General features: G+C 29.5%; 24 protein-coding genes and 1 tRNA gene. 10 read left to right on the plus strand and 15 right to left on the minus strand.

Annotation, left to right across the window (positions count from 1 at the left end; all coding sequences use genetic code 11):
* Positions 1-8: 8 nt before the first annotated feature.
* From AC27L2_RS08825 to AC27L2_RS08840, 4 genes are read left to right on the plus strand one after another with little or no spacing between them, the layout of a single operon-like run.
* On the plus strand, positions 9-1,277 hold the full coding sequence (locus AC27L2_RS08825) for a M64 family metallopeptidase (RefSeq protein WP_487211403.1): 1,269 nt from the start codon (positions 9-11) through the stop codon (positions 1,275-1,277).
* Positions 1,278-1,279: 2 nt separating this feature from the next.
* The gene (locus tag AC27L2_RS08830; protein WP_487211404.1) at positions 1,280-2,515 is read left to right on the plus strand and encodes a PP2C family protein-serine/threonine phosphatase; all 1,236 of its coding nucleotides are present in this window, start codon (positions 1,280-1,282) and stop codon (positions 2,513-2,515) included.
* Complete coding sequence (locus tag AC27L2_RS08835; RefSeq protein WP_487211405.1) at positions 2,515-3,831, plus strand: 4Fe-4S dicluster domain-containing protein; 1,317 nt, start codon at positions 2,515-2,517, stop codon at positions 3,829-3,831. Before AC27L2_RS08830 ends, AC27L2_RS08835 begins: the two co-directional genes overlap by 1 nt.
* Before the next feature lie 18 nt (positions 3,832-3,849).
* Positions 3,850-4,401, plus strand: coding sequence for a BMC domain-containing protein (locus AC27L2_RS08840; protein ID WP_487211406.1), 552 nt, complete (start codon positions 3,850-3,852; stop codon positions 4,399-4,401).
* Here AC27L2_RS08840 and AC27L2_RS08845 read toward each other — a convergent pair whose 3' ends face one another.
* Positions 4,402-4,752, minus strand: coding sequence for a cupin domain-containing protein (locus AC27L2_RS08845; RefSeq protein ID WP_487211407.1), 351 nt, complete (start codon positions 4,750-4,752; stop codon positions 4,402-4,404).
* 92 nt (positions 4,753-4,844) lie between these two features.
* Between AC27L2_RS08845 and AC27L2_RS08850 the strand changes: the two genes are divergently transcribed.
* Complete coding sequence (locus tag AC27L2_RS08850; protein ID WP_487211408.1) at positions 4,845-5,648, plus strand: SDR family NAD(P)-dependent oxidoreductase; 804 nt, start codon at positions 4,845-4,847, stop codon at positions 5,646-5,648.
* On the opposite strand, the gene AC27L2_RS08855 is transcribed toward AC27L2_RS08850, so the two are convergent.
* The 3 genes from AC27L2_RS08855 to AC27L2_RS08865 form a co-directional block, all read right to left on the minus strand.
* A complete protein-coding gene (locus AC27L2_RS08855) occupies positions 5,641-7,266 on the minus strand; it encodes a putative ABC transporter permease subunit (protein ID WP_487211409.1) in 1,626 nt (541 codons plus the stop codon). The genes AC27L2_RS08850 and AC27L2_RS08855 overlap by 8 nt on opposite strands.
* A gap of 65 nt (positions 7,267-7,331) precedes the next feature.
* Positions 7,332-8,057 (minus strand): ABC transporter ATP-binding protein, encoded by a 726-nt coding sequence (locus AC27L2_RS08860; protein ID WP_487211410.1) that lies wholly within the window; start codon positions 8,055-8,057, stop codon positions 7,332-7,334.
* A 24-nt stretch (positions 8,058-8,081) separates the two neighbouring features.
* Positions 8,082-11,966 (minus strand): AAA family ATPase, encoded by a 3,885-nt coding sequence (locus AC27L2_RS08865; protein WP_487211411.1) that lies wholly within the window; start codon positions 11,964-11,966, stop codon positions 8,082-8,084.
* Between the two features lie 139 nt (positions 11,967-12,105).
* Between AC27L2_RS08865 and AC27L2_RS08870 the strand changes: the two genes are divergently transcribed.
* A complete protein-coding gene (locus AC27L2_RS08870; protein ID WP_487211412.1) occupies positions 12,106-12,759 on the plus strand; it encodes a head GIN domain-containing protein in 654 nt (217 codons plus the stop codon).
* 106 nt (positions 12,760-12,865) lie between these two features.
* Positions 12,866-13,360: a 5-(carboxyamino)imidazole ribonucleotide mutase gene (gene purE / locus AC27L2_RS08875; protein WP_487211413.1), complete on the plus strand. Its 495-nt coding sequence runs from the start codon at positions 12,866-12,868 to the stop codon at positions 13,358-13,360.
* Between the two features lie 51 nt (positions 13,361-13,411).
* Here the strand turns inward: purE and AC27L2_RS08880 are convergent, their stop codons facing one another.
* From AC27L2_RS08880 to AC27L2_RS08905, 6 genes are all read right to left on the minus strand, one after another.
* Positions 13,412-13,615 carry a response regulator gene (locus tag AC27L2_RS08880; protein WP_487211414.1) on the minus strand — a complete coding sequence of 68 codons (204 nt, stop codon included), beginning with the start codon at positions 13,613-13,615 and terminating at the stop codon, positions 13,412-13,414.
* Positions 13,616-15,745: a response regulator gene (locus tag AC27L2_RS08885; RefSeq protein ID WP_487211415.1), complete on the minus strand. Its 2,130-nt coding sequence runs from the start codon at positions 15,743-15,745 to the stop codon at positions 13,616-13,618.
* Between the two features lie 107 nt (positions 15,746-15,852).
* Positions 15,853-18,003, minus strand: coding sequence for a S9 family peptidase (locus tag AC27L2_RS08890; protein WP_487211416.1), 2,151 nt, complete (start codon positions 18,001-18,003; stop codon positions 15,853-15,855).
* Between the two features lie 125 nt (positions 18,004-18,128).
* Positions 18,129-18,800, minus strand: a complete 672-nt coding sequence (locus AC27L2_RS08895; protein ID WP_487211417.1) for an ATP-dependent Clp protease proteolytic subunit — start codon at positions 18,798-18,800, stop codon at positions 18,129-18,131.
* The gene (tig, locus tag AC27L2_RS08900) at positions 18,790-20,094 is read right to left on the minus strand and encodes a trigger factor (protein ID WP_487211418.1); all 1,305 of its coding nucleotides are present in this window, start codon (positions 20,092-20,094) and stop codon (positions 18,790-18,792) included. Before tig ends, AC27L2_RS08895 begins: the two co-directional genes overlap by 11 nt.
* A 30-nt stretch (positions 20,095-20,124) precedes the next feature.
* Positions 20,125-20,207: transfer RNA gene (locus AC27L2_RS08905), tRNA-Leu, on the minus strand.
* A 158-nt stretch (positions 20,208-20,365) separates the two neighbouring features.
* Here AC27L2_RS08905 and AC27L2_RS08910 point away from each other — a divergent pair.
* The gene (locus AC27L2_RS08910; RefSeq protein ID WP_487211419.1) at positions 20,366-21,550 is read left to right on the plus strand and encodes a TonB family protein; all 1,185 of its coding nucleotides are present in this window, start codon (positions 20,366-20,368) and stop codon (positions 21,548-21,550) included.
* On the opposite strand, the gene AC27L2_RS08915 is transcribed toward AC27L2_RS08910, so the two are convergent.
* Positions 21,534-22,151, minus strand: a complete 618-nt coding sequence (locus AC27L2_RS08915) for a thioredoxin family protein (RefSeq protein ID WP_487211420.1) — start codon at positions 22,149-22,151, stop codon at positions 21,534-21,536. The two genes, AC27L2_RS08910 and AC27L2_RS08915, sit on opposite strands and share 17 nt — an antisense overlap.
* 148 nt (positions 22,152-22,299) lie before the next feature.
* Between AC27L2_RS08915 and AC27L2_RS08920 the strand changes: the two genes are divergently transcribed.
* Entirely contained in the window at positions 22,300-23,427 is a 1,128-nt protein-coding gene (locus AC27L2_RS08920) for a DUF6600 domain-containing protein (RefSeq protein ID WP_487211421.1), read from the plus strand.
* Positions 23,428-23,475: 48 nt separating this feature from the next.
* Here AC27L2_RS08920 and rpmB read toward each other — a convergent pair whose 3' ends face one another.
* Together rpmB and AC27L2_RS08930 are read right to left on the minus strand one after the other, a co-directional pair.
* Positions 23,476-23,715: a 50S ribosomal protein L28 gene (gene rpmB, locus AC27L2_RS08925; RefSeq protein WP_487211422.1), complete on the minus strand. Its 240-nt coding sequence runs from the start codon at positions 23,713-23,715 to the stop codon at positions 23,476-23,478.
* Positions 23,716-23,788: 73 nt separating this feature from the next.
* Positions 23,789-24,277: a ferritin gene (locus tag AC27L2_RS08930; RefSeq protein ID WP_487211423.1), complete on the minus strand. Its 489-nt coding sequence runs from the start codon at positions 24,275-24,277 to the stop codon at positions 23,789-23,791.
* A 99-nt stretch (positions 24,278-24,376) separates the two neighbouring features.
* Between AC27L2_RS08930 and mtgA the strand changes: the two genes are divergently transcribed.
* On the plus strand, positions 24,377-25,072 hold the full coding sequence (gene mtgA / locus AC27L2_RS08935) for a monofunctional biosynthetic peptidoglycan transglycosylase (RefSeq protein ID WP_487211424.1): 696 nt from the start codon (positions 24,377-24,379) through the stop codon (positions 25,070-25,072).
* On the opposite strand, the gene AC27L2_RS08940 is transcribed toward mtgA, so the two are convergent.
* Together AC27L2_RS08940 and AC27L2_RS08945 are read right to left on the minus strand one after the other, a co-directional pair.
* The gene (locus AC27L2_RS08940; RefSeq protein WP_487211425.1) at positions 25,073-25,510 is read right to left on the minus strand and encodes a surface-adhesin E family protein; all 438 of its coding nucleotides are present in this window, start codon (positions 25,508-25,510) and stop codon (positions 25,073-25,075) included.
* Between the two features lie 15 nt (positions 25,511-25,525).
* Positions 25,526-25,727 (minus strand): GIY-YIG nuclease family protein (locus AC27L2_RS08945; RefSeq protein WP_487211426.1); only part of this gene is annotated, 202 nt, incomplete at its 5' end.

A 25,727-nucleotide genomic window follows, 5' to 3' on the forward strand; every position in this document is an offset into this window, starting at 1 on the left:
GAAATGCTATGAAAAAAATAATCTTACTATTTCTTTTATATTCTACAATAATATTCTCTCAAATTAATTTTGAAGATTATTTTACAAATGAAGCGTTGAGACTGGATTTTTATCATACCGGCAATAAAGATAACGAGATTATATCTTTTGAAAAACTTGTTAAAGAACCATTCTGGGCAGGTTCTAAAAAAAATTTAATTGATACTTTTAATTATGGCAATTACATGTTAAGAGTTTATGATGAACTCGGGAATAAATTAGTTTACTCCAGGGGTTTTTCTACATTATTTCAGGAATGGCAAACAACTGAAGAAGCAAAAAATGTTTGGCGTTCTTTTGAAGGTTCGCTGATTATGCCATTTCCTAAGAAAAGTATTAAAGTTGAAATTCTCAGAAGAAATAAAAAAAATGTTTTTGAAAAAAAATTTGAATACGTAATTAATCCAGAGAATTATTTTATAATAAAAGAAAAATTAAAACCATATAAAAACTTCAAAGTTTATTATTCAGGAGAGCCATCTAAAAAATTAGATATTGTTTTTATTCCTGAGGGCTACACAGAAAAAGAAATGGAAAAATTTAAAAATGACTGCAAAAGATTTGCTGATTATTTATTTCAGTATTCACCTTTTTCGGAAAATAAAGATAAAATTAATATCTGGGGAGTTGAAGCACCATCACCTCAAAGTGGAACTGATATTCCAGGAAAAGAAATCTGGGTTTCAACATTATTGAATTCAAGATTTTATACTTTTGACAGCGAAAGATATTTGATGACAACAGATTATTATTCTGTAAGAGATGTTGCAGCAAATGCACCCTATGACCAGATTTTTATTTTGGTTAATACTTCAAAATATGGCGGCGGAGGAATTTATAATTTTTATAACATAACTGCTGCAGATAACGAACGCTCAAAACAAATTTTTATTCATGAATTTGGTCATGGCTTTGCAGGCTTAGGTGATGAATATGCTGATGATAATACCTATCAAGAATTTTATCCTCTCGATGTAGAACCTTGGGAGCCAAATTTAACTACACTTGTCAATTTTGAATCCAAGTGGAAAAATTTAATTGAGACTGATGTTCCTATTCCAACTCCTGCAGATGATAAGTATAAAAATAAAATTGGAGTATTTGAAGGCGGTGGTTATGTATCAAAAGGTGTTTTTAGACCATCATTAAACAGCATTATGAATTCATTTTCATCAAATGAATTTAATGAAGTGTGCAAAAAAGTTTTGCAAAACTTGATTAATTTTTATTCCGAGTAATTATGGACCAGAAAAAATTATTCAAAACAATTGATACCATTGCTTCCGGTAACTTCAGTGATGACGAAGAATTGTTAAAATATGTAATTGACCAAATTGTTAGTAAAGAACAATTTAATGTGTTGGGTGGAAGAGTCTGGAAACTTGAACCATCGATACAAGCATATAGATTATTGTTTCAAACAGGTAAAGTGCAAAAGATTCCTAAAGATTATAAACTTTTTATTAAGGACTATGTAATATTTGATAAAATTTCATCACTGAGAACAATCCTTGCAGATGAAACAGATGCTACATTAATCTCAAAAGGAATTTTTAAATATTCTGCGTCTGGAGTCGGTAAGAAAATTAATATCAACGGGAAGAAATATTATGAATATTTAATTGCAATAAACAGTGATAAGATTGGCGATGACCTTCGTTACACTCTAAATGTAATTGCCACAGTTCTAACTTCCAAATTGAGAGAAAGATATTTAACATTATCAAGAAAGAATTTAATTGAAAATATTGATAAAGCAAAAGAACTTCAACGCAGCATTTTGCCTGAACACGAATACAAATTTCATTTCTATGATATTTTTGGCGTAACAATTCCAGCTGAAAATGTTGCGGGTGATTTTTATGATTATTTAAAAATTGGTGATGATGAAGAACGGCTTGGTATTGTTGTTGGCGATGCTGCATCGAAAGGACTTGCAGCAGCTGCAGAGGCAATGTACATTTCTGGTGCAATTAGAATGGCAAGCAATTTTCAAATTAAAATTTCTCCCATGATGTATCGATTAAATCAGCTTGTTAATAAAATTTTCAGCGACGATAAATTTGTTTCTCTTTTTTATGGAGAAATTTCAACTGATAAGAAAGGCTTATTCCTTTATGCAAATGCAGGACAGAATCCCCCCATCTTTTACAGCAAAAAAAATAATTCGTTTACATATCTATATCCAACAGGACCATTATTGGGACCCGCACCAAATTCAAAATATGAAACAGACAGCATCAATTTTCACAAGGGAGATATACTTGTTATTTATTCTGATGGTGTTGTCGAAGCAGCAAATGATAAATATGAATTTTATGACGAAAAAAGATTGGAAAAAATTATTAAGAAAACTGCTAATTTTACACCAAAAGAAATTGTTTATTCTATTTTAGATGATATAAATAAATTTACAACATCTGACAGTAAATATCAGGATGATAAAACACTTGTAGTCATAAAGAGGAATGATTAATGAATATTGTAGAAAAAATATTTAATGCAGGTGTAGTAGGAGCCGGCGGAGCAGGATTTCCAACACATATAAAGGCAAAATCTAAAGTTGAATATTTACTGGTCAATGGAGCTGAATGTGAACCTCTGATTCACAAAGATTATGAATTGATGCTTAACTTTGCACCTGAGATTTTAAACGGCGTAGAAATAATGATGAATCAAATTTCTGCGGTAAAATCTTTTTTTGGAATTAAAGAAAAAAATACTCATGCTGTAGAAGCAATAAAAAGAAATTTATCTAATAAAAAGATTGAATTATGTTTGCTCGGTGATTTTTATCCTGCAGGCGATGAATATGAACTTGTATATGCTGCAACTAAAAGATTAATACCGCCCCACGGATTACCTTTAGATGTAGGATGTGTAGTTAATAATGTTGAAACATTTTATAATATCAACAATGCTATTAATGATATTCCGGTTACAGAAAAAATTGTTTGTGTAACTGGTGCAGTGAAAAATCCTTCTACTTTTTTCGTACCAATTGGAACTTCATTGAAAGAACTTATTGAATTTGCAGGAGGAACAACTATAAGTGACTTTGGAATTTTTGTAAGTGGAATACTAATGGGTAGTCTTACTTTCAATCTTGATGATGTTGTTACTAAAACTACTGCTGGTCTCATTGTATTACCCAAAGAGCACTATTTAATAAAAAGAATGTCAAGACCAATGGATGATATGAATAGAATTGGGAAATCTGCATGTGACCAATGCAGCTACTGCACAGAGTTTTGTCCTCGTTATTTATTAGGTTATGATGTTCAGCCTCATAAAGTTATGCGTTCACTTGCATTTACTACAACAGGCAAAGAAGTATGGAATCAATTTGCTGATTTGTGCTGTTCATGCGGTTTATGTTCACTTTATGCATGCCCTGAGGATTTATATCCAAGAGAAGCTTGCAATCAGGGAAAAGACTATATGAGGAAAGCAGGCATTAAATATAAACAAATAAAACCTGTCTCAGTTCATCCTATGAAGGAAGGAAGAAGAGTTCCAATTAATATGCTTATGAAAAAACTCGATTTGTTGAATTATTATAATCATACTCCTTTTACGAAAGAAAAACCAAAACCTAAGCAAGTAAAAATCTTATTAAAACAACATGCTGGAGCTCCTGCAATACCAGTAGTGAAAGAAGGAGATTTTGTGAATAAAGGGGATTTAATTGGAAATGTTGATGAAAATAAACTTGGGGCAAAAATTCATGCATCAATTTCTGGAAAAATTCAAAGTGTCAATCAAGAATTTGTAATAATTTCATCTAATTAAAAAAATGGTCGGAATATTATGGAAATGAATTCAATTGGTTTAGTAGAACTAACAAGTATTGCAGCTGGAATGCAGGCTGCTGATATAATGTTAAAAACTTCTCATGTGGAATTAATTTTATCACGAACAATCTGTTCAGGAAAATATATGGTAATGATTGGCGGTGAAGTAGCTGAAGTTCAATCAGCAGTTGATAGCGCAATTAATCAAATTGATTTTGCTGTAATTGATTCTTTTGTTATTCCAAATGTTCATAAAGATATTTTTCCAGCTTTGTCTGGACATTCACAAATTGATATGTTAGAAGCACTTGGGATTCTCGAATCATTTTCTGTTGCATCATTGATAGAAGGAGCCGATGCTGCTATTAAAACAGCAAATGTTAAAATTATTGAAATACGCCTTGCAATGGCATTGGGTGGAAAAGCATTTTGTACTTTGACAGGAGATGTTGCCGCAGTTCGAAGTGCAGTTGATGCCGGTGCAAAAGTTATTTCTGACAGAGGATTGCTTGTAAATAAAGTAGTAATTCCAAAACCAAGACCAGAATTACTCAACGAGATGATTTAATTATTCATATTCTTTTGGAACGCAGCAAATAAAAACAAAATTTTTATCTTCAGATTTGTTTTTATATTGATGCATTTCATCTGGCATAACCAAAACACAATCACCTGTTCTTAAAAATATTTCTTCACCATGTTCATTAATTAATACTCCTTCACCTTCAAGAATATAATTTAATTGTTCATAACTGTGTTTGTGATATGGAGTATATCCATTAGGTTCGATTGTAAATATTCTCATAGAGAAGTTTGGAGTTCCATCAGCTTTGGAAATTGGAATCTGTTTGAATGCATTAAGTGATCCTTCCATTGTTACTTTTTTCTTTTCAACATCTTTAATATTAACTACCTTCATATAATCTCCTTTTTTATTTTTAAAATTAATTCAGAAAATATTTATTCAAAAAATTATTTAGCGTTTTTTCTAATATTAATCGGAGATAAAAAATGATAAATCTTGTTGAAAAATATGGTGAATGGGCTTTAATTACCGGAGCCTCTTCGGGAATAGGAGAAGAATTTGCAATACAATTAGCAGCACTTGGAATGAAATTAATTCTGATTGCAAGAAGAAAAGAAAGGCTTTTAGCTTTATCAAGTAAATTGAAAGAAAAATACAATACTGAATCTGTCATAATTTCTGTTGACCTTTCCAAAGAAAATTTTCTTGATGAAATAAAAAATCTTACAAATGATAAAGAAATTGGAATTTTGATAAACAATGCAGGTTTTGGCTCAACAGGTGAATTTGTTACTTGTGATACTGCAAAAGAAATTGAAATGATAAAAGTAAATTGCATTGCACCTACGATATTAACACATTATTTTTTGCCTTATATGATTCAACGACGAAGGGGAGCAATAATTTTTCTTGGCAGTGCCGTTGCATTTCAACCAACTCCAATGATGGCTACTTATTCCGCTACAAAAGCATTTAATCTTTTTCTCGGCGAAGCATTGTGGTGGGAATTAAATAAATATAACATTGATGTACTCGCACTCAATCCTGGTGGGACAAATACTGAATTTCAAAGAATAGCAAAAATAGGAGTTGGACCTGTTCCCAGAGAAGCTTCGGATGTTGTTAAAACAGCTTTGCAGGCACTTGGTAAAAAACCTTCCGTTGTTGATGGAATTCAGAATAAAATTGTAAGTGTATTGGTAAGATTTATCCCAAGACGAATTGCGATATCTTTAGCTGGTTTAGTTGCCAGAAGTTTGTATCTGAAAAGTAATACTCATATTAATTAAAATCTTTGGTCAGTGATTTTAATCCAGCTTTTAAGAATAAGATAGACAAAAAGATTGATATAACTATAATTATAACCGAAGGGAATATTAATAAAAAGTAATTAAAACTTTTGTTTATAATTCTTGATAAAAAGAATTTATTAAATGGATTTGTTAATAATGCTATAACTATTAATATAAAGAATATATTAAAGAGAAATGAAATAGAAGCTCCTCTTGACGAAGCAATTCTAATTGGATTTTTTTCTTTAAAATTGACAAATATTCCACCCATCCCAAAGTTAATCATAAAAATTGCAGTTGATGAGAAAGCTGTTATAATCGAAGTAAACAGAGTTATTACGAATCCAAAATTATAATTGCTAATGAGGTTTAATAACAGTGAAATTGTTAATATTATCAAAAATAATGGTAGGACTTTTTTAGCTGCTAATAAATTACTATTGATTGGTGCAGATTTTATTTTCCAGAATGCCTGTCCTTCCAGACTAATAATTGGAAAAATAAATCTCAATGATAACGTTGAAACAAGTAAGAAATTAAATAGCATTATCGATAAATAAATTGATGTTTGAAGTATATAATTTCCAAAGTCTGCATACTTTATTTTTTTGATACTTGTTGCAAATGTAATTACAAGAAATAATAGCAAAGCAAAATGAATAACTTGGCTAGGTTCGCGGATGAATTGCAATATATCTTTTTTGATAATTGATTCTGTTTGAGGATTCTTAAATGTAGTTTTGGAAAAGTTTAATATAAGACTCTGAATTTTTTTGAAAATAGAATTTTCTTTTTTGTATTTAATTGTGCTGAATAAAGTATCAAAGTATAAATATTTCCCGAGAATTAATGTGATTGCAAATAGAAAGATAGAGAGAAAAATCTGATAACAAATTAGAATAAGTGCTTCATTAAAATTATTTCTAATAAGCCAGTAAGCAGATTCTGATAGCCAGTGATTTGGTAAGTATTTTAAAACTGGGGGAATAACTTCACTCAAAAACATATCTCTGTTTTCGAAAGGATAATAGTGCATAATAGAATTTACAAGATTAATTGGGGACTGAGTTTTGAAGAAAATATAAACAATGATTAAGTAAGCAGAAGAAATTGATACTATTAATTTTCTTAAGCTTATTTTTGACGCTAACTTTAAAACTAAAAGTAAAATTATCACACCCAGACATCCTGCAGAAAAAATGTAAGGCAAAAAATTAAATATCAAAAAAAGCAAAGTTGATGTAAGACTTAGATTGAAATAAAATGAGTAACCAAGCAAAACAGAAATAATAATAAGCATTAGAGTAGAAGAACTATAGAAAAAATTATCAAGAAATTTTATAAGGAATATTTTCAAGGGTTCTATAGGACGAATTATCAGAAAGCTCAGCTCGTTAGACTTATAAAGAGTAGAATAAGAAACAATTATATTTCCAATGTTAACCGATAAGAAGAAAATGAATAAAATCATTGACATAAATTCATGAAGCAGAAAAAGACCGATTTTTATTTTTATCAATAAAAACCAGATTAGATACTTAGTGAAATAAAATGTGCCAATACTAAAACCAATGTAAATTAAACTACTGCCCAAATTTTTAATAAATTCGCTCAAATTAAGTTTTCTATCTAAGCGAATGAAGGTTATCAACTTATATTTCAATATTTGTATTAATTGATTCATGATTCATTTGTAAGTTCAATAAATAGTTCTTCAAAATTATTATTCTTTTTCTCAATCATATTTTCAAGAGATTTTATAGAATCATGAAATATAATTTTACCTTTGTTAATAATACCAACTGAGCTGCATATTTCTTCAACGATATTTAAACTGTGTGTAGACATAAAAATAGTTTTGCCATTTTTAACCTGTTCGACAAAAAAACTTTTTACTAAATATGCAGTTTGAGGGTCTAAACCAATCATGGGTTCGTCAATAACAATTAATTCAGGATTATGAAGAAAAGCAGAAGCTATTACAATTCTTTGTTTCATACCTTGAGAATATTCTTCTGTTCTTTTATCAATCCAGCTTCCAATTTTGAGTGTTTCTGTCAATTCATTAATTTTTTCTTTGATAGCTTCTTTCCTTAATTTGTATAATCCACCGCTGAAGTATAAAAATTCTCTTCCAGTGAGTTTGTCATATAAAAATGGCTGGTCTGGTATATAGCCAATTTTCATTTTTGATTGAATTGGATTTTCCCAAACATCAATATCATTTAGAAAAATATTTCCTGAAGTAGGGGAGAGCAATCCAACAATCATCTTAATAGTTGTAGTTTTACCTGCACCATTTGGTCCAAGAAAACCAAAAAGCTCTCCTTTATGAATTGATAAGTTGATATTATCAACAGCAGTAAATGAATTAAAAATTTTTGTTAGATTTTTTAGAGTTAGCATTTTTAGTGCAGATATAAATTCTTATCAGAATTCAACTGCTGCTACATCCTCGAATGTTATTGTTTTTAAATCTTCATCTGTTGGATTTATGATAGATAAAATTCTTTGTTCCTGTTTAGATATAGCAGAGTAGAGAATATTTTTTGCTGTAAATGCATTCCTGAAATTTTCATTTCTGTTTTCATAAAGTTGTGTAAAAATCTCAAGCAGCATTTGTAATGCACCTTCGTCAAGTGTATAGCCATGATTGTTTGCAATAAGATATGAAATTGAAAGTAACTGTCTTGGAGTATAATCATCAAATTCAATTATATTAGAAAAGTTTTTTGAAATATCTGGATATGTCTTTAGTAATAAATTCATTTTAGAAGTAATGCCTGAAAATATAACGACAAATTTGTTTTTGTAATCAATCATTCTTTTCAAAATAATAGAAGCAGCTTCTAAACCAAATTCATCATTTGGTTGAAATAGTTCATATGCTTCATCAACAAATAAAATTCCTCCAAGTGATTCTTTGATAATTTCATCTGTATTAACTGTTGTTCTTCCTTGATAATTTACAATTAGGTCGGTTCTGCAGACTTTTACTAAATGACCCTTGCTTAGAATTCCAAGTTCCTTTAATATTTTGCTTAAAATTCTGGCTACGGTTGTTTTTCCAGTTCCATCATTTCCTATAAAAATTGAGTGCAGATTTTTTTCAATTACATGCAAGCCGCGTTCTTTTTTTAATTGAATAATTTTTGAACCGCTGATTAATTGATAGATTTTTTCTTTTGCTTTTTCCAAACCAACAAGTGAATTTAATTCATCCATGTATTCTTGGAGTTTGAGCGGGTCTCCTTTAACTTGATATTCTGAAGCTTTGCTACCTTTACCAGTAACTTCAATTACATCTTCAATTGTAATTGTATTAAGTTTTTCTTCAGTTCTTTCTGAAGGTGGCAAATCTGCAATCCGGAGCAATAGTTTTTGTTTCAACTGTTCGTAAATATTTCTCACAATTCTTGCATTACCAAATTTCTTATCCCTTGTTTTGTATATATTGATAAAATATTTGTTCAGATATTCTTCTGCATCAGGTGTTAGTTTTTTCTTATCTTTTGTAAGATATCGTTTTATAATTTCCATCATTTCATCAGGAGTATAATCTTCGAAAAGGAGAGACTTTGTAAATCGGGATTCCATTCCAGGATTTGATTCAATAAATTTCTTCATTTCATCTGTGTAACCAGCTGCAATAACAATAAATTTACCTCGTTCATCTTCCATTCTTTTTAGTAGAATATCAATTGCTTCTTTACCAAAATCAGAGCCTTGGCTTTCTGATTTAATTAGTGAATATGCTTCATCAATGAAAAGGGTTCCTCCTATAGCTTTATCAATCATGTTTGTTGTTTTTTCTGCTGTTTGTCCCACATAGCCAGCTACTAAACCTTGTCTGTCTGTTTCGACTAAATGACCTTTTGATAAAACTCCCAGCGCAGAAAAGATTTTGCTAAATATTCTTGCTACTGTAGTTTTACCTGTTCCTGGATTTCCAAGGAACAAATAGTGATTTGCGATTTTTTCTCTTAAATCTTCTCCTTGCTCCGCAAATAATCTAGCAAGCTTAACTAAATCATTAATTTCTTTTTTAACAGAATTTAATCCAACAAGATTATTTAATTCATTAAGAGCTTCTTGAAGAGCTTCTTCGTTGATTGGTAACTTGAAGTCTTTTCCTTTTTCTTTTTTTAGAATGTTTTGGATGTCTTCAAGAGTAATAGTATTTAAGTTTTCTTTTGTTCGTTTGGATTCATCTAAATTAATTATTCTTTTGCTCAGATTAATTTTAGCTTCTTCAAAAATTTTTCGAACCAATCTTGCATTACCAAAACTTTTATCTCTATTTCGATATAGATTAATAAATTCTTTTTTTAGTAATTCTAATGCATCGGGAGTGATATTGTATTCTTCTTTTTTGAGATAGAGCTGAAAAATTTGAATAAGTTCTTCAGGTGTGTAATCTTCGAAAACAAAAGTATGAGTAAATCTTGATTTAAGTCCAGGATTTGAATTAAGAAATGCATTCATTTCATCAGTGTAACCAGCAGCAATAACAACGAATTCACCTTTGTGGTCTTCCATTCTTTTAAGAAGAATGTCAATTGCTTCTTGTCCAAAATCCTGTGAACTTCCGCCTTTTTTAACAAGTGTATAAGCCTCATCAATAAATAAAATTCCTCCCATTGCATCGTTGATAACTTTTTCTGTTTTTTGTGCAGTTTCGCCAATGTATTGGCCAACCAAACCAGCTCGGTCTACTTCAATAACATGACCAGATGGAAGAATTCCCATTGCTTTAAAAATGTTTCCCAGTAATCTCGCAATTGTAGTTTTTCCGGAACCTGGATTTCCAAGAAATACTGCGTGAATTGCAATTTTCTCTTCTGCTTTCAAACCATGTTTTTTTCTTTCATTTAAAAATTCAAGATAAGATATGAAATCACGAATCGCTTGTTTAATGTTGTTTAATCCAATGAATGAATCTAATTCTGCTAATAATTCATCGATACTTCTATCTGATGCAGGGATTATAGAAGTTGTTTGTTCTTTTGTTTTCTTAGGAGGAGGTGGTGGGGGAATAATTTCGTCATCACTAATTCTAAAGCTGCTTATTCCAAAAAATTTCTCGCCAACTTTAAAATTGTTAATGTATACCTCAACTTTTGCCTGTCCCTTTTTCCAAAAACCGGTTTTATCAGCTCCTATTTTTTGTGTGAAAATTATAGAATCCCAATCTTTAGGTATATTAAGCTTAAAATCATTTCTTCCAATTTCGAAATCATCTATATACCAAACAAGACTACAATCGAATGAACGATTTTCTTTCTGATAGAATGGATTATTAAAAATAACTTCGGCTCCTAACCAATTTATATTTTTATCTACTTGATTATAATAATGTCTTTCCTCAGTTTTGCTTTCACTTTCCGCATCAAAAATTTTTATGGATACAATTTGAACATAATCGTTTGGATAGTAGACAGCATTAAATTTATATTCTTCTTTTTGCTCGTCAACTTTAGATAAATCAGGAAGTTCAATTTTTGTTTTTCTTTCTTTTGTTACAGGTTCTTCATTTTCCTCATCACTTAATAAATATTTTTTGAGCGAATTATAGATGAAATTAAACTTTTTGTTATTACTAAATTTATTTTTAATTAACTCTGCTTTTTTTAGTGCTGGTTTGTATTGAAATAAATAATACATTGATTCTAATTCAATCAGAGCAGCTTCATCTTTTTCTTTTTCATTAAGATTTTGTGATAACAATTTTCTTGAAGCATAAAGAGAAAACCAATATTCTTTATCTTTAAGAGCTTCTTCAGCATCATTAAGAAGTTCTTTAACTTTTATTGATGATAATTTATAATCTTCATTAAAATATATTTTGGCTTTATTGATATATTCTTTTAGCTTATTCCATGTTTTAATTTTGCTCTCATCAATTAAATAACCAATTTTAAAAGTTTCTAAGGCTTCATCAAATTTTCCTAAGCCAGCATAAGAACGGGCAAGTGTTAAATAAGTCCAGCTCAATAAATCTTTTTCTTGATTGAGAGATTTTTCTATATCTGCAACAGCACCTTCAAAAATGCTTAAGCGTGAAAGCAGATAAGCTCTGAAAAATCTTGTTCGGGAAGATTCTCCCTTTAATTCAACAGCTAAATTTGCAAACTCAAGTGCTTTAGATGGATTTCCATTTTCGAGGTATGCCCATGCAAGACAAATTGCAGCCTCACTGTCATCAGGTCTATATTCATATACTTTTTCTGCAGTTGATAATGCTAATCTGTATCTTCCATTCCATAGATGTTCGTAAGCTTCTGCTTGAAGATTATTTAGTTCTTCGTTTGTCATCTTTAATGAAAAAATTTTATTTCACTATAGAAAATAAAAAAAGTATTGAGTATTTACTATAAAAGATAAATCCCTAAAAGAAAATTTAGAACTTTCTACATGTTATTATCGTCTAACGAGGCAAAGTTTGGAGGTAATTATGAAAAGGAAAATGATTTCCATCGTTTTAATATTTGCATTAATTGCAGGTGGCTGCTCGTGTGCATTTTGGGGTGTAAGGGGAAATGGAAAATTAAAAACAGAAAATCGTAATATTTCAGATTTTTCTAATATAGAAGCTGCAGGTGCATATTTAATTAATGTTAAATGTAACCAGGAACCTTCATTAAAAATTACTGCAGAAGAAAATTTACTGCCTTACATAAGAACCAAAGTTTATGGAAAAACATTGAGAATTGATACAAAGAAAAATATTTCACCACGCAGAGAAATAGTGATAGAAATTACTGTGAATGATTTGAAAGAATTAAACTGCTCTGGTGCCAATTCGATAAAAGTTAAAGATATTGATACAGATGAATTCACAGTTAACTTAAGCGGTGCTGGAAATATTAAATTATCTGGAGTAACAGAAAAATTAAATGCAAGAATATCTGGAGCTGGCAATTTAGATGCTAAGGAATTAAAGGCTGAAGATGTTTATGTCTCTGTAAGTGGGGCAGGCAATGCAGAAGTTTATTCTTCAAATTATCTTAATGCTTCGGTTTCTGGTATTGGTTCAATTGATTATTATGGAAATCCAGCCGAAACTAAAACAAATGTATCTGGCATAGGTTCAATAAAAAGAAGATAATTCGATGCATGACAACTCTTTAGCAAAAAAGCAGAGTAAATTTTGAGCTCTGCTTTTTTGTTTTTTATATTTGTACTCGGAACTAAAATTAATCAGGGATATTTATATGGAGAATAAATCTTTAGTAAGTATTATTATGGGAAGTGATTCAGACCTTCCTGTTATGAAAAAAGCTGCAGAAGTATTAGAAGAATTTCAAGTTAAATATGAAATGAGAATACTTTCTGCTCATCGAGTTCCAAATCATGTTAAAGATTATGTTACGAGTTTAGCTGATAAGGGAGTGAAAGTAGTTATTGCAGGTGCAGGTTTAGCAGCACATCTACCTGGTGTAGTTGCATCATACACTCATCTTCCTGTTATTGGGGTTCCATTGAAAAGTGGTGCATTAAATGGATTGGATTCGTTATTATCAATTGTTCAGATGCCTGGTGGTGTTCCTGTCGCTACTGTAGCTATAGATGGAGCTAAGAATGCAGGATTATTAGCAGTTCAAATTCTTTCTACAGTTGATGATAATCTTGCAAAAAAGCTGATTGAATATAAAAAGTCAATGGAAAATGAAGTTCTGAAAAAAGATGCAGAACTGAATAAATTATAATTTATTCTTGAACTAACTTGCTATAGTAAAAAATTTATTCTATGAGAACTATTATGTATTGGTATAATATTTAATTTTGTCGATAAATTCTTTGCTGTCAATTGGCTTTGGAATATAATCTGTTGCACCTACTTCAAGACATTTTTCTCTGTCGCCTTTCATTGCAAAAGCTGTTAATGCAATAATCGGAACATCTTTATATTCAGGCATTTGACGAATTTTTTCTGTTGCTTCAAATCCATTCATTATTGGCATTTACATATCCATAAGTATCAAATCAAATTTTTCCTTTTGAGCCATCTTGACAGCATCTTCTCCATTTTCAACAACAACTATGTCTTCGAAATTATTTTTCTTTAATAATCGTGTAACAATTATTTGGGAATGTTTGTAGTCTTCTGCAAGTAATATTTTCTTTACACCTTTTTTGGAAAGAACTTCTTCTGCAGGCGGGGGCACTTCATATCTATTTATCATTGAATTAATTACATCAGCAAGGTCTTCAATATTTGTTGACCGCTTCTCAAGTAACTCATCAAATAAGCCTTCAATTTTGTAAAGGTCTTCTTTGTAATTTTCTTTTCCAGTATAAATTATAATTGGTAAATGTGTAAATCGTTTTTCAGATTTAATCATTTTTATTAATTCAAATCCATTTGGATGAGGCATATCTAAGTCAATTATTGCAAGGTCGATATCTTTATCTTTAATTAAATCCATGACATTTGCAGATACACTTTCAGCAATAGCATTAAATCCAACACTTTCAATTGCTTGTTTTACTAAATTCAATGTAGGGACATCATCATCAACACATAGTATAGTTGAATTTTTTCTTAGCTTATAATTTGTTAGAACTTCTACAAGATAATTATAATTTATTGGTTTTATAAAATATTCCACAGCACCCATTAAAAATGCTTTTTGCTGTTCAGGTTCTATCGAGCAGACAATGACAGGAACATTTTTAGCATTTGGATTATCATGAATTTTTTTCAACAATTCTAATCCATTTGTATTGGCTAATTCAATATCAAGTATTATTGCAAGCAACGGTTCAGAATTAATGATATTGAATGCTTGCTCTTCTGTGCTTACAATTGCCGGAACATAGCCCCACTTAGTTAAATAGTTGCTAAGTAGTTTTGATGTCGCATAATCATCTTCAATTACAAGAACTTTGTTTTTAGTTGAAGGCTGTGGGAGTTTTGATATTGTAGATTCTAATTCTGACATCTTTTCTCCATTAATTGTAAAATTAAATATAATTCCTTTTGGTGAATTATTTTTAATTGTGATATTTCCACCAATAAAATTAATATATTTTTGAACTAAAGTTAAACTTAGTCCTGTAAGATTAGAATTCTTAAACTCATTTAAGCTTTGCAGCTTGAAAGGTTCAAAAAAGTTATTGATTATATCTGTATCAAGATTTTTACCTTCATTTGAGATTACGAATTCTAATTTTTTATTTCGATTAAGTGCTGCTTTTATAAAAATCTTACCTTCATCTGTCAATAAAGTAGTAACATAAATTAAAGTACTGATAATGTACTTCAACTTTTGTTCATCTTTTTCTAACGGTCTATTTAATTCTGGTGAAATATCAACTTCAAAATTTATTTTTTTGCCTGCACGGTTTCTAAAAAGATTTACAATATCATTTATGAATTTATTAAAATTAATTTGACTTTTATTCAACGATAAATTATTTGCTTCATATTTTGAAAGCTCACTCAAATCATTAATGTTCAATAAAATACTTTGAGAATTCTTTTTTATTAATGAAAGCTGTTGTGTTAAATCAGCATCTTTACTTTCTGAAATAACATTATATGAATTTATTATTGAAGATGCATTTGCTTTTAATTCCTGCGCAGTATGATATACAAGATTTGGGAAGTAATTCATTGAATCAGGTTGACGATTATACCAATATTGAATAAATAATCCAATTAATGGAAGAGTATTTTCGATTATCGTTTTTTTATGTTTTTCAATTTCGGTTTTGCTTGCAATCTTAAGCAAGATCTTAATTGAATCAGAAATTTTAATGAATGCACAAGCTTCGTAAAAATTTCCCTCAGATATTTTTACATTACAATCATTTTTGGAATTAAGCACATATTGCGTTTCTTCTAAAACAACATTGCAATCGCTGCAGTTAAAATTATTTTTCTTAAGAAATTCATTACTAATATTATTCGACTTGCCAGCTAATTTGAGTGTTTTATTTTCATTTATTCTAAAAAGAACAGCTGATTCGAAGTTAAATTCTTTAACCAGAAAATTGCATACATCATTAAGAAAAAATTTATCCCTTCGCCTTGCTGATTCAGCTAATTCATAAATTTTTAATATTAATTCATTGATTTCATTATACATGTTTTTCTCTTTTTAAGATAATTTTCATTTTGATTTAAAAATATGAAAACAGATTTTTAGTTAAAATTATATCTATAACTTTTTTAGAAAAATACTGAATTTATTCCTTATAAATTATCGATGAAATAATTTGTAATTTTAGTGTAAAGATGTAATGCATCTTTTCCTGTAACTCCATGACCATGTCCAATGTAAGGGAAATAATCTAAAGGTTTATTTAATTCAGTAGCTTTCTTAACAAAGGTTAATGTATTTTGCCAAACAACAACTGGGTCAGCTGTTCCATGTACTAACAATAATTTGCCATTTAAATTTTGCACATAATTTAATAATGATGCTTCTTTATAACCTTCTGGATTTGTTTGAGGAGTATCCATATATCTTTCTGTATACATTACTTCGTAAAATTTCCAATCGATAACAGCACCGCCGCCAACTCCTACTTTAAATGTATTGTTTGTTCTTAGCATTAATGAAGTTGTCATAAATCCACCATAACTCCATCCGAATACACCAAATCTTGTTGTATCGATGTAAGGTAAAGTTTTTAAATATTTAACTCCGCTCATCTGGTCTTTAATTTCGATGGTACCCAATCTTCTGAAAGTTGCTTGTTCAAATTCTAAGCCTCTGTTTGCTGAGCCTCTATTGTCGAGTGTAAAAATTATATAACCTTTTTGTGCCATCATATAAAACCATAAAAAGTATCTTCCATAACCAAAACTATTTGTAATTTCTTGTGCATGAGGACCGCCATAAACATAAACTATCACAGGATATTTTTTTGATTCATCAAAATCGGGTGGTAAAATCATTCTGCAATATAGTTCTACACCCTCATCATTTTTTATAGAGAAAATTTTTGTTTTGCCAATTTTGTATTCTTTTAGTGGATTATCTGCAATTAGCAGATTTTTAATTACTTCACCTTTTTTGTTGAGTAAGTTAATTGTTCTTGGTGTTTCTAATTTTGTATAAGAATCTATGAAGTAATTTTGATTATAATTTGGAATAATGGTATGAATTCCAGGTTCATTTGTTAATTTTTTTATTTCACCAGTTTCTAAATTAACTTTGTAGACATGTCTTTCAAGCGGACTTTCTTTAGTTGAAGTGATAAATATATTTTTACCATCATTGTCAAATCCAATAAAGTTTGTAACTTCATAATTTCCTTTGGTGACTTGTCGAATTAAGTTGCCATCGTTGTCATATAAATAAAGATGTTTGAAACCATCTCTTCTTGAAAACCATAAAAATTTAGTATTTGTTTTGGGAAGAAAGATTAATGGATTTTCAGGTTCAACATATTTATCATTTTTTTCTTCAAACAAAATTTTTACTAATTCGCCTGTAGCAACATCATATTTTTTTAATTGAAGATGGTTTTGGTCTCTGTTTAAGTGAGCGATATAAAAATATTTTTCATCTGGCGACCATGTTAGACAAGTTAAATATTGATCTAATGGTTCACCTGTTTTAAGAAAAATAGTTTTATTTGTTTTTATATCATAGATTCCAACGGTAACCTGATGACTTGTTTGTCCAGCCATTGGATATTTAATATTTTTTAATCTGGCGGGGACATAAGAAATATCAACAATGGGATAATCAGTAACCATAGTTTGGTCCATTCTATAAAATGCAATGTAATTTGAGTTAGGTGACCAAAAAATTCCATTTTCAATACCAAATTCATTTCTGTGAACTGCTTGTCCACATACAATATTTGTATCTTTTTCAAAAGTAATCTGAATTGTTTTTGATGATTCAAGATTTACAAAAAGATTATTATCTATTGTATAAGCTACATATTTTGAATTTGGTGCTACAGTTTTGTTATCGGCTTTATCGTCAACCGTATTAATTAATGTAAGATTTTTAGTTTCTAAATTGTAAATGAATAATTTATTATCAATCCAGAAATTAAATGAAACATTATCAATCCATTTAATTAAAGGGAAATAATTGATTTCACTTAAGTTCTCTCTCTTAAGTTGTTCATTTAATTTTGCCAAAGTTAAAATTGTATCAGGCTTATCAGATTTGATTGAAAATTTTAATAAAGCATTATTTGTATTATCTACATAAACATAATTGTTTGTTTGAGGAATCCAGTTGATTTGTTTAAGATTAGCAGGAGATAATTTTGTGTAAGAATTAAGAACAATATCTTCAATGGTTAGAAGTTTATTTTGTGGGAATGAAAAACTTACCCATACAAATGAAAGCAAAAAGAGAAATGAAATTTTTCTCATAAGTTCCTCTTTGAAGATTTTTTGAAATATTTTAAGAACATTACGCTTTAAAAATAAAAAGGGGTTTATTAAAACCCCTCTTTAATATGTATTTGTAAGTTTATTGAACAGAATTTCATTTACACTTAAGATTGTTTTTTGTCTTTTTCGTTAGTTGGTGCAGCACGATGAGTCAATATATTATCAATTAGATTGTATTCTTTTGCTTCTTCTGCACTTAGAAAATAGTCACGGTCGCAATCTTTTGCAATTTGTTCATAAGGTTTTCCGGTATGTTCGGATAAAATTTTGTAAATAGTATCTCGTGTTTTAATCATTTCTCTTGCATGAATTTCGATATCTGTAGTTTGTCCCTGCAAACCACCAACCCATGGTTGATGAATCAAAATTTTCGAATGTGGAAGAGCAGAACGTTTTCCTGGTTCACCGCCTGCAAGAAGAACTGCTGCCATGCTTGCAGCTAAACCAACACATATAGTTGATACTTTAGATCTGATGTATCTCATTGTATCATAAATTGCCAATCCAGCCGAAACACTGCCGCCTGGAGAATTGATGTAAAGGAAAATATCTTTTTCAGGATCTTCTGCTTCTAAAAATAATAATTGAGCAATCACCAGACTTGCAATATGGTCATCTATAGCAGTTCCAAGAAAAATAATTCTTTCGCGCAGTAAGCGCGAAAAAATATCCATGCCTCTTTCACCGCGTCCTGTTTGCTCAATTACATAAGGGACTAATTGATTGAATATTTCATAATTTTTAGAAAGATATGAATTCCAGAAGTTATTGTTCATTTTCATTTTCCTTTTTTTCTTTTAAGTATTTTTCAGCATCTACTTCTTTTACTTTTGTGTTTTCTTTCAAGAAGTTAATCACTTTTTCTTCGAGTAGCATATATGGTCTATAAGAATCTTTATAATACTTAACCAACTTTTCTACACTAATTCCAGTTTTTTCTGAATCTTCTTTTGCAAGTTTTTCAATATCAGAATCATCAACTTTTATATTTTCTGTTTTTGCAATATTATCCAATATAATCTGCCATTTAGCATTCCATTCTGCTCTTGGTTTATAATATTCTCTAACAGCTTCTTCATTGATTGTTTGTCTGTATCTTTTAGCATTTTCTTTTTCCTGCTCAACAAAATTTTTGAGTAAAGATTCTACTAAACTCGGCGGGGGAGTAAAATCATTATTCTTAACTACTTGATTTAAAAGATTATTTACAAAAATTTCTTCTGACTGTGATTGATAATATTCATCAAGATTTTTTCTAATCATTTCTTTCCATTCATCAAGATTCGATGCTTTGTTATTTGTGATTCCCTTAATCAATTCTTCAGTTGGTTCAGGAATAACTTTCTTTTCTATTTTCAATATTTCAGCTTCATAATGATATTCTTCTCTGTGAATTTCATCGCCATGAGTGTGTTCATCTACAAAATGAAATGGAAATTTATCACCGACTTTTTTACCAATTGCATTTTCAGGAATTTGTTGATTAACTCTTTTATCGCTTAAATCGATGACAACATTTTCTGTTTTTTGTCCAATGATTGGCAATCCAGAATTATCAACACGCTGTAGATTAACTGTGATGCGGTAATTATTGTCTTCAATTTTTTCTGCTTCTTCGAAGAGAGCTTTTGATTCAAGATAATATTCTATTTCTTTTTCTATTTCTTCGTCTTTTACTTTGAAAATTGGTTTTTCAATTTCAAGATTTTTATAATTCTTCAATTCAATTTTTGGAGTAACTTCGTATTTTATTTTGAAAGAAAGTTTATCGCCTTTAACAAAATCAAGATGTGTTAATGTGGGTGTATTGATAGGATTAATATTTTCCTTTTCTACAATTTCCCAAAATCTTTTGTTGGCAATTTTTTCACTTGCATCATATTCGATTGCATCACCATAAAATTTCTTTATAAGTGAAAGCGGAGCTTTCCCTTTTCGAAAACCATCTATGGTGATATTTTTTCTTTCTTCTTCGTATGCCTTTTCGATATCGGGCAATATTTCATCATAAGTCAGCATGACTTCGATTTCTTGAATTGAATCTTCGAGTTGATTTACCTTGTATTCCAATTATACCTCTTTAATTTATTGATAATTTAGTGCGAGAGGGGGGACTCGAACCCCCACACCTTTTGGGTACTAGATCCTAAGTCTAGCGCGTCTGCCAATTCCGCCACTCTCGCATTGGCTTGCAAAATTATGCAAAACTTAAGAAATATCAAAAAGTCAATCTTGATTTTAACTTAGTTATTGAGTTCATTTTGTATTGAAATCTGCAATTTACAGTATTTATTTTGTCATCTTTGATTAGCTTAATTTTAAAAACAAATTTTTTAATTATATGAAAAAATATCTGGTTATTGCTTTTTTGTTTTTTTCAGCAAATGTTTTTTATCCACAGAATGGGATTATTAAAAGTTATTATCCTGATGGAAATTTATATTATGAAATTTCTTATGTGAATGATGTTCTTGATGGAACTTCATATTGGTATTATCCAAATGGCAATTTAAAGACAATGAAAGAATTTAGCAAAGGAAAACTCAATGGTTATGTGCGTCAATTTTATGAAAGCGGATTAATAAAAGAAGAATTTTATGTCAAAGATGGAATTAAAAATGGGACACATCGAATTTATTATGAAAATGGAGCATTGAAAGAAATTAATATTTATGAAGAAGGTAAACTTGTTTCTACAAATAAATTTGAATATGACCCAAATTATACAGCTCCACCTGAAGCATATCTTGCAGGAAATAAACAGCAGGAACTTCTTAAAAAGAAAAAGCAGGAACTCATTTGTGATGTGGATATTTGTCCAATTCCTATTGGAGGAATGAAAACAATTCAGGATAATTTAATTTATCCAGAACATGCATTAATGTATGGCTTGGAAGGGGAGGTAATTTTAATTGCAACAATTGACGAGAAGGGTGATGTTACAAATACAGAAGTTATTAAAGGATTAGGATTAGGTTGTAACGAAGCAGCAGAGGATGCAGTTAAAAAAACTAAATTTATTCCCGGTAAGAAAGATGGTAAAGTTGTTCCTTCAAGAGTAACATTGAAAGTGGAATTCAAAATATTCGATAAAACAGTTGTACTCAATAATGGTAAAAATGAAAAAACTGAAGTTGAGAAAAGTGATGTTCAGTTGCAATCAAATATTCACTCAAAAGTTTCTTTGGAAAATCAAACAGAGAAAGAAATAAGAAAGAAGACTGAAATAATTTGTGATTATGAAGATTGTCCTTATCCAGTTGGAGGATTAAGAAGTATTAATGACCATTTAGAAATTCCATTTATTGCAAAAAGACTTAAGTTGAAAGGTGAAATAATAATAGAAGCAACAATTGATGAATTTGGTATCGTAAGAGATACAAAAGTAATCAAAGGAATAGGATATGGCTGTGATGATGCCGTTGAGTCTGCAATAATGCGAACAAAATTTAATCCTGCAAGACTATCAGGAAAAGATATTGATGCAGTTGTTAAAATTATTTTCCCGTTCAGTTATGATGATTAATCAAATTAGAGATAATTTCATAAAATTCTTTTTCGATTGATTTCCCCTGATCTTTTGCATACCAGATATGAAGTTGTTCAAGAAATTCTTCTTTGGTTTTTCCTTCTGCTTTTAATTTGTTAACTAAATCTTGTGCATCTTTTGGTCTTGGTCCCCATTGAAATAATTCATTACCATCATTATCAAATGCAATTAATTTGGGGATACTTCTTGTTCCGTTAGTAAGATAGAGGTCCATTATATCAAGATTTTTATCTCTTTCTAAAATTCTTAGGTCAATTAAATTATTGCATTCTGCAAATTTGGAAATGTATGGAACTATTTGGGCAGAGTCTCCACACCAATGTTCAGAAAGTATTAACCATAATTGAGGCTTTTGAATTTTTTTAATCAGTTCGCATAAGTCTTTGTTGATAACATAAGTTTTTTCAATTCGAGTTGAACGTTGATAATTCAACTTAAGAAGATTAGCTGAAACACCTTCATATTCAGTCAAATTATTATTGTTAATTAACTCAATTTTTTGTTTTAATGAATTCATGTATTCCTGATATTTCATTCCTTGATGCGGCCTTTTATCTAAAAAGAATTGATGAGCCATTTTTACTCCTTTAATATTGTATTCAAAAATAAAATAATTGTCCTTTTTAATAAACTTTCAAGCGAATAACATATTATTTTTTGAATAAGTTTCTAATTTTGTAAATGGTATGGTAGTTGAAATAAAGTTTCAAAACCTTGGAGGTTATATGTTACGGAAAATATTTTACATAATAATTGTAATTGGATTATTTTATGCATCCAATAATGCAAAGCCATTAGTTAGACATCATTCATATGAAATGTTTTATTTTTCACTAAAACCTTATGGTGAGTGGATTGAAATTGATAATGGCATTGTTGTATGGCGTCCATTAAAAATTCATATCGGTTGGAAACCTTATTTAATTGGCAGATGGTGCTGGACAAAATACGGTTGGTATTGGGATTCGTTTGAACCTTTTGGTTGGGCTGTTTATCATTATGGCAGATGGTACTATGATGATTACTATGGATGGATTTGGATACCTGATGATGAATGGGGGCCTGCTTGGGTAGAATGGCGTTACGATGATTTTTATATTGGCTGGGCTCCTTTACCTCCTTATGCATATTTCAGAATTAATATAGGAATTCATTTTACAATTAACTGGCATTCACATTACTTATACTGGAACTTTGTACGATATGAACATTTTTGCAATCGAAATGTTAATTTTTATATTGTAGATTCAAGAAGAATCCCGGAATTATTTGAAAGAACAAAATATAGAAATGATTATTATTATCGTGATGGTAGAATTATTAATGCCGGGATTGACAAATCCATAGTTGAACGAAAAGCACGATTAAGAATTAGGGAATATGAAGTAAATAATATTGATGATTATAAAGAATTTGGAAAGATAAGAGACAGAGATAAAAATAAAATTTATACTTATAGATTGGGAGAAAGAGATTATCAAATCAGCAGCAATAGAAATTTTGAATTGCGAAGAGCTGAGAGAAAATCTACACTTGAACAAGATAAATTAAATTTGCCAGAAAGAGAAGTTATAAGAAGAAATGAAAATGAAAATAAATTTGAATCAAGAAATTTAGAAGAAAGCAATACTCGAATTGAAAAAAGATATCCAACTGAAGATAGAACTTATAATCGTGAAAGAGGCAGAACTCCAGAACAAAGCCGAACGTATGAAAGACAAAATCAATTTGAAAAACAAAGAGATAGAAATTTTCCTGAATTAAGAAATAGAGAAAATGAAAATTCCAAACCAGAAAGAAAAATGAATGATGTAAGAAGAGAAAGAGATTTTAATAGTAGACGAATTAGATGAGATTTAATTTTACAACTAAAAGAAACCCCGTGTTAACGGGGTTTCTTTTTATCTTACTTTAATTTTCTTAGCAGTGATTAATTTTGCTAATTCTCCTGTGCCGTTTTTAGCAAGTGTTCTCAGAGCGCTGGTCGTTAATTTAACTGTCACAAATCTATTAAGTTCTTTAACCCAAATTCTTTTTTTCTGAAGATTTGGCAAAAATCTTCTTTTGGTTTTATTATGAGCATGGGAAATATTGTGACCACTTACTGGACCAACACCTGTTAATTGACATCTTCGAGCCATTATTTTTCCACTTTTAATTTTTTTGCATGCAAACTTAACAAATTTATATCAAAAGAAAAAATTTGATTAAAAATTATTCGCGTTTGCCAAGTTCATGGTCAAGCATAAATAAACTTCCTGTATGGTCCCCAATCAATTTTATTGTTTCTACTATTTTTTGAACTGAGGAAACTTCTTCTACCTGTTCTTTCACAAACCATTGCAAAAAGTTGTTTGTAGCATGATCTTTTTCTTCAGCTGCTAAATTGACAAGGTCGTTAATTCTTTTGGTTATATATTCCTCATGTTTAAGTGCTTCTTCAAAAGCTTCAAGAGGTGAATTCCATTCTAATTTTGGTTTTTCAATTTTATCCAATGTTACTTTCTTTCCAACTTCATTAATGTATCCAAAAAATTTCATTGCATGTCCATATTCTTCTTCTGATTGTTTTTTCATCCAATGAGCAAAACCTCTCCAATTATTTGATTCGAAATGAGCAGCCATCGATAAATATAAATAAGAAGAAAATAATTCTGCATTTAATTGTTCATTTAATGCTTTTTCCATTTTGTTTGAAATCATAATACACCTCTTTTTAGTTGTAGTTAATTATACAAATTATTACTCTTTCAAACAAAAAAAATAATTTTTAGTTCATTCTAACAAATTTTATAGAAAATTATGTTAAAAATAATTAGAGTGCTTGCCAAAACTTTTCTTGTTTTCACATTGTGGATTATTTTTTTGTTGATTGTTTTTAGATTTATTAATCCTGCTACATCAGCATTTATGTATTCTTCTGTAAAAGATTCTTTTAGTTCACTTTTTAGCAAAGAAGATATAAATTATAATCCAGTAAGTATAAATAAAGTGTCAATGTTTGTTCCATTGGCTGTTGTTGCTTCTGAGGACCAAAGATTTTTTGCACATTTTGGTTTTGATATTGAACAAATCGAAAAAGCGATGAGGGAAAATGAGCATAGGAAAAGAATTAGAGGGGCGAGCACAATAACTATGCAGGTTGCAAAAAATTTGTTTTTATTCCCATCAAAAATTTTTTTTAGAAAAGCTGTTGAAGCTTATTACACAGTGTTAATTGAATTATTTTGGTCGAAGAAAAGAATTATAGAAGTATACTTGAATATTGCAGAGATGGGGGATGGAATCTATGGAATAAAGAGTGCATCAAAAATTTATTTTAAAAAAAATCCGGATAAGCTTACAAAATCAGAAGCGGCTGCAATTGCTTCAATTTTACCAAATCCGCGAAAAAGAAATCCATTAAAGCCAAGTAGTTATTTATTATACAGAAGAAATAAAATAATGGAACAGATGGATTTAATAGGTGGAATTAATTTTATTAAGAATAATTTATAATTATCTGTTATTAAAAAGCTCCAGAGATTTTAATAAAATACTTTCTACAATTGAACCCTCAAGAATTGGTGTGCTGTATTTATAATTAATGTCATCAGCATTATAATTGTAAGAGTAACTTTTTATCACATTATTATTTTTGTCATAAAAAATAATTTGAAGAATGCTGTATCTTTTTAATTCCTTATTAATTAGATAATAAGTTTTTGTTTTATAAATTTCTTTTTCAATCATCTCTATTTTGATAGGTTCAGAGTGATGCTCTAATACCCAAACATAAATATCATCTTTATCAATTAATATGTTAGATGAATTAATAAACAATTTGTTATTGACATCAACTGGAGTCCATTCATCATTTTTATTTTGAGAACATAATGTGCAATAAAAAATAAATGAGAATAAACAAAAGAAAAATAATTTTTTACTTGTTGCCATAAGAATTAATGTTTGTTAAAAATATTTTTTCTTACAAATTAAGAATAATTCTCTTTTTCTTGCATCAGATTTGATTTCAAATTCTTCAACATAAAGAAGTCTCCAAGGAATACCACTCTTGGTAAATTTAGATTTAGCATGATTGTGTTCATATAATCTTTTTTCAACATTATCAGTAAATCCGACATATCTTTTCTTCAGCTTTTCACTGTAAATT

The sequence above is a fragment of the Rosettibacter sp. KY25 genome, assembly GCF_057554405.1.

Coding starts and splice junctions, on each gene's coding strand:
- AC27L2_RS08825 (WP_487211403.1), top strand. CDS start 9: ATGAAAAAAATAATCTTACTATTTCTTTTATATTCTACAATAATATTC.
- AC27L2_RS08830 (WP_487211404.1), top strand. CDS start 1,280: ATGGACCAGAAAAAATTATTCAAAACAATTGATACCATTGCTTCCGGT.
- AC27L2_RS08835 (WP_487211405.1), top strand. CDS start 2,515: ATGAATATTGTAGAAAAAATATTTAATGCAGGTGTAGTAGGAGCCGGC.
- AC27L2_RS08840 (WP_487211406.1), top strand. CDS start 3,850: ATGGAAATGAATTCAATTGGTTTAGTAGAACTAACAAGTATTGCAGCT.
- AC27L2_RS08845 (WP_487211407.1), bottom strand. CDS start 4,752: ATGAAGGTAGTTAATATTAAAGATGTTGAAAAGAAAAAAGTAACAATG.
- AC27L2_RS08850 (WP_487211408.1), top strand. CDS start 4,845: ATGATAAATCTTGTTGAAAAATATGGTGAATGGGCTTTAATTACCGGA.
- AC27L2_RS08860 (WP_487211410.1), bottom strand. CDS start 8,057: ATGCTAACTCTAAAAAATCTAACAAAAATTTTTAATTCATTTACTGCT.
- AC27L2_RS08865 (WP_487211411.1), bottom strand. CDS start 11,966: ATGACAAACGAAGAACTAAATAATCTTCAAGCAGAAGCTTACGAACAT.
- AC27L2_RS08870 (WP_487211412.1), top strand. CDS start 12,106: ATGAAAAGGAAAATGATTTCCATCGTTTTAATATTTGCATTAATTGCA.
- purE (WP_487211413.1), top strand. CDS start 12,866: ATGGAGAATAAATCTTTAGTAAGTATTATTATGGGAAGTGATTCAGAC.
- AC27L2_RS08880 (WP_487211414.1), bottom strand. CDS start 13,615: ATGCCAATAATGAATGGATTTGAAGCAACAGAAAAAATTCGTCAAATG.
- AC27L2_RS08885 (WP_487211415.1), bottom strand. CDS start 15,745: ATGTATAATGAAATCAATGAATTAATATTAAAAATTTATGAATTAGCT.
- AC27L2_RS08890 (WP_487211416.1), bottom strand. CDS start 18,003: ATGAGAAAAATTTCATTTCTCTTTTTGCTTTCATTTGTATGGGTAAGT.
- AC27L2_RS08895 (WP_487211417.1), bottom strand. CDS start 18,800: ATGAACAATAACTTCTGGAATTCATATCTTTCTAAAAATTATGAAATA.
- AC27L2_RS08910 (WP_487211419.1), top strand. CDS start 20,366: ATGAAAAAATATCTGGTTATTGCTTTTTTGTTTTTTTCAGCAAATGTT.
- AC27L2_RS08915 (WP_487211420.1), bottom strand. CDS start 22,151: ATGGCTCATCAATTCTTTTTAGATAAAAGGCCGCATCAAGGAATGAAA.
- AC27L2_RS08920 (WP_487211421.1), top strand. CDS start 22,300: ATGTTACGGAAAATATTTTACATAATAATTGTAATTGGATTATTTTAT.
- rpmB (WP_487211422.1), bottom strand. CDS start 23,715: ATGGCTCGAAGATGTCAATTAACAGGTGTTGGTCCAGTAAGTGGTCAC.
- AC27L2_RS08930 (WP_487211423.1), bottom strand. CDS start 24,277: ATGATTTCAAACAAAATGGAAAAAGCATTAAATGAACAATTAAATGCA.
- mtgA (WP_487211424.1), top strand. CDS start 24,377: ATGTTAAAAATAATTAGAGTGCTTGCCAAAACTTTTCTTGTTTTCACA.
- AC27L2_RS08940 (WP_487211425.1), bottom strand. CDS start 25,510: ATGGCAACAAGTAAAAAATTATTTTTCTTTTGTTTATTCTCATTTATT.